This is a genomic window from Streptococcus sp. HSISS2 (assembly GCF_000448665.1).
Taxonomy (GTDB): Bacteria; Bacillota; Bacilli; order Lactobacillales; family Streptococcaceae; genus Streptococcus; species Streptococcus raffinosi.
On sequence record NZ_CM002133.1, the window covers coordinates 999,424 to 1,007,391 of the forward strand.

Consider the following 7,968-nt stretch of genomic DNA (forward strand, 5'->3'; position numbering starts at 1 on the left):
GCTAAAGAAGGGTCCAAGAGTGACCAGAAAGAGGCCGCAATCATGACTCCAGCCGCAAAGCCCATCATGATATCTAACAATTTACGGCTAATATGCTTGAAAAAGAAAACAATAGCCGAGCCGACAATGGTACAACCCCAAGTGAAAAGACCAGCAAGTAAGGCCAACAAGACCACATGTTGATGTAAAAGCCAAGTCACAGGTAGATCCTCCTAGAGATGGTCAAAGGGGTTAGTTGACGACTGACTTTCAAGAATTGTAACATTCCAGCCCTTCTCAAGCTTCCAAGCCTCAAGTTTCTCAGCAATCTTTGCGATAAAGAGAGCTTCAATATGGTGACCAGGATCAATTGCCAAGAGGCCATTGGTAATCATTTCCTGACCAGTATGGTAATAAACATCACCCGTGATAAAGACTTGTGCGCCCTTTGTCAAAGCATCCTTGTAAAATCCTTGACCGCTACCACCACAAATAGCCACACGGTTAACAAGAGGATTTTCATGATTATAACGAACCAGGCGAATACTATCTAAGCCAAAAACAGACTTGACATTAAGAGCAAGTTCTTCAATGGTTTGTGGCACAATATCACCCACTCGACCGATTCCTTGATTGTCAGCAGTCTCCGTCAAATAAGTGGTCTTCTTAATATCAAGTAAGCCACAAAACCAATCATTGAGACCATCATCAACCACATCAATATTGGTATGGCTCACATAGACTGCAATATCATGCTTAACCAGGTCCAGCAAAATATCACGGTCAGGCGAAGACACCAAATCCTTAACCGGACGGAAAATAGGGGCATGTTTGGCAATGATGAGGTCCACACCTTTTTCAATGGCTTCGGCTACTGTATTCTCACGAACATCCAAGGTAACCATGACCTTCTGAATCTCTTTGTCCAGGCTGCCAATCTGCAAACCAACCACATCACCTTCCATGGAAAGTTCCTGTGGACAAAAGCTTTCATAAGACTTGATAAGTTCACTAGCTAACATGGTTCAAAACCTCCTTAATGGTTTGGATTTTCTCTTCAACAAATAAACGATCAGCCTGGTTGGCTAAAGGAATGGATCCTAAAGCAATCTCCAATTTATTGATTTCACGTTGCCATTTGAGCTGGAAGACTTGAGACTGGTCTTTCATGAGATGAGGTCCAAAGCGAACCTCCTTATCTGATAGAGTCATTTGACCAGCCTCAGCCACCATGATTTCGTAGTATTTGCCATTTTCGGTCATGATAGCTTCTGTGACAATGACAAAACCATTTTCCATCAACCAAATACGAAGGTCGTCTTCACGATTATTGGGTTGCAGAATCAGACGTTCCACACCTTTAAGTTTATCCTTACCAGAATCAAGAATATCCGCAATCAAACGTCCCCCCATACCACAAATCGTGATAGTTGTGACAACATCAGAGGGTTCAAAAGCTGCCAAGCCGTTAGCCAAGCGCACGTCAATCTTATCTTTGAAACCAGAAGCTGAGACATTAGTAAGAGCAGATTCATAAGGGCCTTTCACCACTTCACCAGCAATAGCTGAGCGAATCAAACCCTTTTCAAGTAAATAAATAGGGAGGTAGGCGTGGTCACTACCTACATCTAAAAGTTTTGCGTCTTTAGGGACGAAGGTTGCTACGTCCTTAAGGCGTTTAGATAATTGTACGTACATCTTTCATCTTTCTATTTTTAAAGTCTCTTCATTATATCAAAAAAGGAGGTTGGTAAGAAATGCTTTTATTTTAAAATATGCTTAGACAACCCCCGCTATTATAGGCTTTTTCTTTATTTTAAAAGACTGTTTCAGCAATTTGCTTACCTTTTTGCTTACTTTTATATAGATTTTAGAGCCATTTCATAGAATGAGACGGCTTTTTTAGCATTCTCTTTTGATAAGTGACTGTATATGTCCATAGTCATTGAAAGTTTAGAATGCCCTAGACGGTGTTGCAACTCCTTATAAGGAATACCCGAATTAAGGAGCAAACTAGCATGAGTATGTCGGAAACCGTGGAAACCTATGTTAGTTACCCCAGCACGTTTAAAGTGTGTTCTTAATCGAGTTTGCAAGGTACGGCTATTAGGGTATTCATGTATAAAGTCCGAGAATACCACTGTTTCAGTCCTACCTAGTTTCCAAGCCTCTTGTATTTGCTTACGTTGGTATTTTTTAAGCATGGTTACGGTCTGCTGATCTATGTCTATATCTCGGTAACCAGCTTTCGACTTTGGACTGTTTACTTCTTTTCTATAATTTAAAGTCTTTGTGATATGCACAACCGAGTTATCAAGGTCAATATCAGACCACGAGAGAGCTAAAGCCTCGTTAATACGGCAACCCGTAGCAAACAAGAACTTGTATAGCACGGTTTCATAGTAATAACGGTATCTATTACTGTCTAGGCTATCTAAGTAATCAATGAATTGTCTTAGTTCCTCGTTATTAAAGTGTTTAACCTTTTGACGCTTTGCTTTTTGGATATTTCTAGGAAGGATAACCTCACGCGCAGGGTTAAACGGTATAGCTTGCATGACTACGCCATACTGTAAAATACGCTTGTTAAGCGCGTGTATCCTATCGTAATAGAGATAAGCTCCCGTTTCTCCCTTGTTGGTCTTATTAGCAATCTTATTGATAATCGACTGTATCAGTGGAGTTGTTAGCTTATCTAGTTTAAAACTGCCAAACAAAGGCAAAATATGGTTATTTAATATCTTGTAAACACTATCTTGGGTATTCGGTTTGACTGTATCTTTATAGCTTTCCCACCATAAAAGAGCTAGCTCTTTATATGTTGTGATAGAGCTAGCCTTAAAGCGTGTTGAGCCATTGGCTTTAAAATCAAATTGCGCTTGTTGGGCTTTGGTCTTGAGTTCTTTCTTTGTCCTAGCGGTTACTTTAGTTGTAACTTTCTTGCCAGTGATTACATCAACGCCAAGATATATATTAGCACGATAGACGGTTGACCCGTCTTTTTTCTTTATCTCGTTAATTTTCATGATAAACCTTTCTAAACATCAGCAGGCAAGCCGTAATAAGGTTTTTAGAGTGGTTTATTACTGTGATAGTTTTGTAGTGATAGCATGCCAATTATTAGGAAAACCGAGCGTACTCAGAATAGTATTTGTATGGATTGGGTACCCTCTTTTTGAAAGGTATTTGTCCAGATAAGAAAGGCGTTTCAATACCGTATTATGTAAAATTGCAAATTGTGTTTTACTTAAAAAACATTGTAACGTTAAGAATGTATTATATACATCACTTCTGGGGGAGGCAGGGAGAATGTTGTAACGATCATGTAAAGTTGGAAAATAGACAAGGTTATTTTTACATTTGAAATCTAAAAGTCGTGAATCATGGGCACAAATATTACGAATTTCAAAAATGTTTTCAATAAAGGACAAGAGTTCATTTCCAGAAAAAAATGATTGTATTGGCATTTTTTCGGTAATAAAGGTGTAATGACGTTTGGCAATTGTATTTTGAATTGCTGGAAGATATTTAATTACAAGTTTTAGCTCTCCAAATGTAAGATATTCCACCATAACCCAGAAGGGAATCCCGCCATGATTTATTTGGTGGTTCTTTATCGGGTTGTTTCCGGGTTGTCTATTATATTTTGAAATGATATTTCGAAATCTGCTTACCAAATATGTAACATCTCGCCTTTCTCTTCTATTGTTGGAGTTGTAAGTATAGAAGTTCGCGTCTAAATAACCCGTAGGATCTTGCTGATACCTTTCTGCTAATGTATAAGCAGTTATTGATTTTAGATGTTTTTCAGCTTCCAAAATAGCCTTTAAGAAAATAAACTTAAGCTCTCTATCAAAAAATACAACTTGGAAATATCATCGAAGGTAGTACCAGGGTAATACTTATTTGTTGTTTGCCAAAAATATCGACTATAGCCATTGATAATTGAATAGTAATTATTGGTCATTAAATAAAGTTTATTATTTTTGTAATCTGTTAACTTAAGTCCTCTATTGTTTAAAATACTTAGTTGTTCATGTACGTTTTTGAATGGACGAACCAAAAAAAGACACCTCCTCATATTGGAGATGCCTTCCGCAATCGGGACCCGTAGGTTTCTCCGAAAGCTATTCCTTAAGTATCTCCATTGTAAAATATTTTTATGTTTTCGTCAATATTTTTGTATTTATTTTATTAAAAATTTATGTTAATTCAATTTCTTCCCCGTATGGTTCGTGGATGACTTATTGAACTTCGAGCAAACAAAGAATGAACTTCGAGTGAAGCTTGAGAAAGATAACTAGATTAGTTATTCTTGTTAACCTCGTTTACCTTTGCTAATGCTTGAATTAAATCGGTAGTCAGTCGATTAAGTTGTTCGCTAGAAAGTTTAACAAGACTTTCGGTAGAAATTTTACTTAATTCTGAAAGTTTCTCATTGACACTAGCTATTTGAACCTCAAGATTTTTAAATTGCTCCTTTATATATTTTTGTCTTTCCTCTTTGGGCAACTTCATGAGTTCTTCATCACTTAGAGCAGAGTTATGGGGAGTGATTTTCACTACGTTATACTCGTTATTGTCCTCGTTATTATCTTCGTCTCTAGGTGTTGGGCCTAAGCTTATAGGATAGCCCGTTGTGTAATAGAAATCTTCTTCCTGCCTATTTCTAAAAGGGCTAAATCCCAATAAATACGCAACATCAACATAGAAATAATTGGCCAAAAGCTGTGCCTTATCGGGTTTGATCTGATTAACCCCATTTTCCCAGTTTTGTATAGTTCTATAAGATACACCAACTTCTTCGGCTAGTTCCCCTTGAGACAAACCCACTTCTTTTCTTAGCGATTTAAGTCGGTTTTCATGTATGTTTTTAATCTTTTCCATATTGAAATTATATCACACACCGAAAAAATGTATATAGTTTCGCTATAAAATGTTTGACTACGAAAAATAAAGTGCTATTATAACCACGCACCGAAAAAAGGTGCAAAAAATCAAGGAGGAAATCTATGAAAACAATCTACGGGTTCTACTAGCTAAGAAACGTTTAAAAGTGTCTGACCTAGCAAAAGGAACGGGAATAGCAAAATCAACACTTACCGCCCTTTACTATGAACGTACAAAACGCCCCGATATTACCACACTACAAAAAGTGGCTAACTTTCTAAATGTTACCATTGATGAACTTATGAACGTGGAAGAATAAGAAAGGAGCAACTATTGGAACTAGTCTACATGGACGGCAAGAAAGAGCCGTATACAACAAGCGAGATTATCGCAGAATGCGCTGAAGTTAAACATGATACAGTGCAAAGCTTAATAAGAAATCATCAAGAGGATTTTGAAAGCTACGGAATAATCGGATTTGAAATCCGTAAATTAGACAGGCGAGGGCGACCAATGAAAATCTATCGTCTAAATGAACAACAGGCAACCTTGCTGATCACTTATCTAAAGAATACCGAACCTGTACGGCAGTTCAAAATGAACCTAGTCAAATCATTCTTTGAAATGCGTGAGGAACTTTCTAAGTTTCGTATGCAGAGGGCGCTAGAAAAGCCGAAAAGAAAAACACTGCATGACAGTATTGAGACATGGACTAATGCACCCAAGCACGCACATAGCACCATGAATAACTTGCTACTAAAGGCAGTAACCGACAGGAACGCTAAGCAGTTAAGGGAAGAGCGTGGGGGCTACAACGGCATTGATAGCTTGACCAGTGTCGAGCTGGAGCAATACCAGGCGTTTGAAGACATGGTAATAGCCATGATTGGCTTGAATATGAGTTATCAGGAAATCAAGGCTATAGCATTCAGAAATAAAAAAACACGCCAAGAAAGCGCGTGATTGCAACAAAAAAGGCTTAGCAGTCGCCAAACTCACAAGCCTTTTACTCACTATAACTAAAAAGAAATTACAGCAGGCAAGCCGTAATAAGGTTTTTAGTATCTGTATTTGATACCTCAATTATACCATGAATTGCTGGTATCGTGTACCCCTACTTAGAGCGCTACCTCTTAAAAATGGAATAACATCACAGAAAAAAACAAAATTGAGGTAAATACAATGGCTAAAAAACAAAGAATAACACACTAACGATTAAACAAAGCAAAAACCTAGGCACTGACCTAACTAATATCATGTCTGGTTTGCAAGCACTACGACACCATGCTAACACTCTTATGATTGCGAAACACGCTGGGGCAGATAATGGGCTACTACGCAATGAAATGGATAACTTTCTGGAAACAGTCTTTGATATGGCAGAAATTTATTCTAACGAGCTAGATAGAGTTGCGTTTTACCTACTCGAATGTGACAACCCAGAGGAATTAAAAGCATACGAGACAGAGGAAAAAGGAGAGTAAAGCATGGCTACTGAATTGAATTTATCTGCTAGCCAGTTTATTATCCTAGCTATTATTTTATCGCTTGCCGTAACTGTTTTATGGCTTAAAAAAGCTATTTTCAGCTTGATATAGAGCCTAAAGCTGATACCGTGACAGATAACACCACGCGCAACGTAGGCACACGCTACGGGGCTTATATTCAATCACAAGGCAAGTATTACAACTAGAAAGAGGCAGGCAATGACAACAAACAAAAACTTTGACTTTGCAAAATTACGAGCTGAACACTTTGGTCAGTGGTTAGATGAAGCTTTCCAAACTATGCTAGATTTTTCCCTAGAAAATAAATTTGATTGTTACCCACCAGAAGACCACAGGGAGTTAGAAAGTGTGCTTGAGTTTTTAACGATCGTCACTGATATGTGGATGAATGGGCAAATTATGGTAAGCAGTCAAGAAAGAGGTGTCAATGAAAAGAAATAGACTATCAGAGGTTGAAAAGGCAGTTTTAGCTACCCTAAAGAAAGGATGCGCTAACGCTACGACTGGCGGAGAGATAGCCACTATCACGGGTTACGCACCCCGTCTAATATCTAGTGCAATCAGTAACCTAGTTATTAGACATGGTGTTCCTATCATTGGTGCTAGGGTTGGTATTCGTAATGGTTACTATATCGCAGAAACCAGAGAGGAACTATTAGAGGGGCTTGTATCCCTTAAAAATCAAGTCAAGAACGAGCAGAAAAGGCTCGACGTTCTAATGTCTATTGAGGACGTGACTGCATACGAGAAAACACTAGAAAGGGGCTAATATGCAAGTATTGAGTAAAGAATACCAAAAAGAGCTTGCCCAAGGGGTTATATCGATACTAGATAAAGCCCTAGAGGGCTATTCTAAGCTTGATAAACACCAGTTAGGGCTAATCACTGCCCAGCAAGCAATGGACGAGCTAGGACTTAAATACAACACTCTAAGACGTTGGGAAGAGGCAGGGCTTAAACGCTATCAGCCACCAGTAGAGGACACGCGCAAGGTTTATTACCGTATCAGTGATATTCTAGCTTTCTTGGGTGTGTATAACTAGAAAGAGGGTGTTAATTATGCCTATTTATGAAAGCAAAGGGTTTGGGAATGACTTAAATTTATTCGATAAAAAAGCACCCTTTGACTATATAGCAGAATTTAGACCTAGGACAGTCCCCGAAAGTGCAAATATCGACGATTTTAAGCGCAATTCAGCCCCCTACTGCCTTAGTGGAAAGGTGAAACAAGACGAGAACGGCAACTACAAACGCAATAACGCTAGTTTGGTTTATCGTGACTTGATTTTCTTGGACTATGACGAGCTAGAGGCTATCATAGACTTTCCTAGCGTGGTCGATAACGCCTTACACGGGTATTCTTATATAGTTTACCCAACTATTAAGCACACGGCTAATAAGCCACGCTATAGGCTTGTAGTGAAGCCTAGTGACGGAATGAACGAGCAGACCTATAGGCAGACTGTCCAAGAGATAGCAAACAAAATCGGGTTACCTTTCGACAGTACAAGCCTTACATGGTCGCAGTTACAAGGCTTACCAGTAACCACTGGAGACCCTACTGATTATGAAAAGATTGTAAATAGAGGGC

The 7,968-nt window shown here is 38.7% G+C and carries 10 protein-coding genes and 2 pseudogenes; 6 read left to right on the plus strand and 6 right to left on the minus strand.

Going from position 1 to position 7,968, the window contains the following annotated elements; all coding sequences use genetic code 11:
* The 6 genes and pseudogenes from HSISS2_RS04365 to HSISS2_RS10845 all read right to left on the minus strand — a co-directional run.
* A pseudogene (locus HSISS2_RS04365) lies at positions 1-200 on the minus strand (ZIP family metal transporter); the annotation flags it as partial.
* Between the two features lie 12 nt (positions 201-212).
* Positions 213-1,001 (minus strand): Nif3-like dinuclear metal center hexameric protein, encoded by a 789-nt coding sequence (locus tag HSISS2_RS04370; protein ID WP_021145582.1) that lies wholly within the window; start codon positions 999-1,001, stop codon positions 213-215.
* A complete protein-coding gene (locus HSISS2_RS04375; RefSeq protein WP_021145583.1) occupies positions 991-1,677 on the minus strand; it encodes a tRNA (adenine(22)-N(1))-methyltransferase TrmK in 687 nt (228 codons plus the stop codon). The genes HSISS2_RS04370 and HSISS2_RS04375 overlap by 11 nt, the downstream gene beginning before the upstream one ends.
* 161 nt (positions 1,678-1,838) lie before the next feature.
* The gene (locus HSISS2_RS04380; RefSeq protein ID WP_021145584.1) at positions 1,839-3,005 is read right to left on the minus strand and encodes a site-specific integrase; all 1,167 of its coding nucleotides are present in this window, start codon (positions 3,003-3,005) and stop codon (positions 1,839-1,841) included.
* Between the two features lie 57 nt (positions 3,006-3,062).
* Complete coding sequence (locus HSISS2_RS04385) at positions 3,063-3,797, minus strand: Abi family protein (RefSeq protein ID WP_021145585.1); 735 nt, start codon at positions 3,795-3,797, stop codon at positions 3,063-3,065.
* 487 nt (positions 3,798-4,284) lie between these two features.
* Positions 4,285-4,866: a helix-turn-helix domain-containing protein gene (locus tag HSISS2_RS10845; RefSeq protein ID WP_021145586.1), complete on the minus strand. Its 582-nt coding sequence runs from the start codon at positions 4,864-4,866 to the stop codon at positions 4,285-4,287.
* Positions 4,867-4,966: 100 nt separating this feature from the next.
* Here HSISS2_RS10845 and HSISS2_RS04395 point away from each other — a divergent pair, with 100 nt between their 5' ends.
* The 6 genes and pseudogenes from HSISS2_RS04395 to HSISS2_RS04430 all read left to right on the plus strand — a co-directional run.
* Positions 4,967-5,188: a helix-turn-helix transcriptional regulator gene (locus HSISS2_RS04395; RefSeq protein ID WP_021145587.1), complete on the plus strand. Its 222-nt coding sequence runs from the start codon at positions 4,967-4,969 to the stop codon at positions 5,186-5,188.
* Positions 5,189-5,202: 14 nt separating this feature from the next.
* On the plus strand, positions 5,203-5,832 hold the full coding sequence (locus tag HSISS2_RS04400; RefSeq protein ID WP_021145588.1) for a Rha family transcriptional regulator: 630 nt from the start codon (positions 5,203-5,205) through the stop codon (positions 5,830-5,832).
* 743 nt (positions 5,833-6,575) lie between these two features.
* Complete coding sequence (locus tag HSISS2_RS04415) at positions 6,576-6,818, plus strand: hypothetical protein (protein ID WP_021145590.1); 243 nt, start codon at positions 6,576-6,578, stop codon at positions 6,816-6,818.
* Positions 6,805-7,146: a hypothetical protein gene (locus HSISS2_RS04420; protein WP_021145591.1), complete on the plus strand. Its 342-nt coding sequence runs from the start codon at positions 6,805-6,807 to the stop codon at positions 7,144-7,146. The genes HSISS2_RS04415 and HSISS2_RS04420 overlap by 14 nt, the downstream gene beginning before the upstream one ends.
* Position 7,147: 1 nt before the next feature.
* Positions 7,148-7,420: a MerR family transcriptional regulator gene (locus tag HSISS2_RS04425; RefSeq protein WP_021145592.1), complete on the plus strand. Its 273-nt coding sequence runs from the start codon at positions 7,148-7,150 to the stop codon at positions 7,418-7,420.
* 16 nt (positions 7,421-7,436) lie between these two features.
* Positions 7,437-7,968 (plus strand): annotated as a pseudogene (locus HSISS2_RS04430) (hypothetical protein); the annotation flags it as partial.

Bases quoted from the DNA above. Each gene is read 5' to 3' on its own strand.
- HSISS2_RS04375 (WP_021145583.1), bottom strand. From the start codon at position 1,677: ATGTACGTACAATTATCTAAACGCCTTAAGGACGTAGCAACCTTCGTC.
- HSISS2_RS04425 (WP_021145592.1), top strand. From the start codon at position 7,148: ATGCAAGTATTGAGTAAAGAATACCAAAAAGAGCTTGCCCAAGGGGTT.
- HSISS2_RS10845 (WP_021145586.1), bottom strand. From the start codon at position 4,866: ATGGAAAAGATTAAAAACATACATGAAAACCGACTTAAATCGCTAAGA.
- HSISS2_RS04420 (WP_021145591.1), top strand. From the start codon at position 6,805: ATGAAAAGAAATAGACTATCAGAGGTTGAAAAGGCAGTTTTAGCTACC.
- HSISS2_RS04370 (WP_021145582.1), bottom strand. From the start codon at position 1,001: ATGTTAGCTAGTGAACTTATCAAGTCTTATGAAAGCTTTTGTCCACAG.
- HSISS2_RS04380 (WP_021145584.1), bottom strand. From the start codon at position 3,005: ATGAAAATTAACGAGATAAAGAAAAAAGACGGGTCAACCGTCTATCGT.
- HSISS2_RS04415 (WP_021145590.1), top strand. From the start codon at position 6,576: ATGACAACAAACAAAAACTTTGACTTTGCAAAATTACGAGCTGAACAC.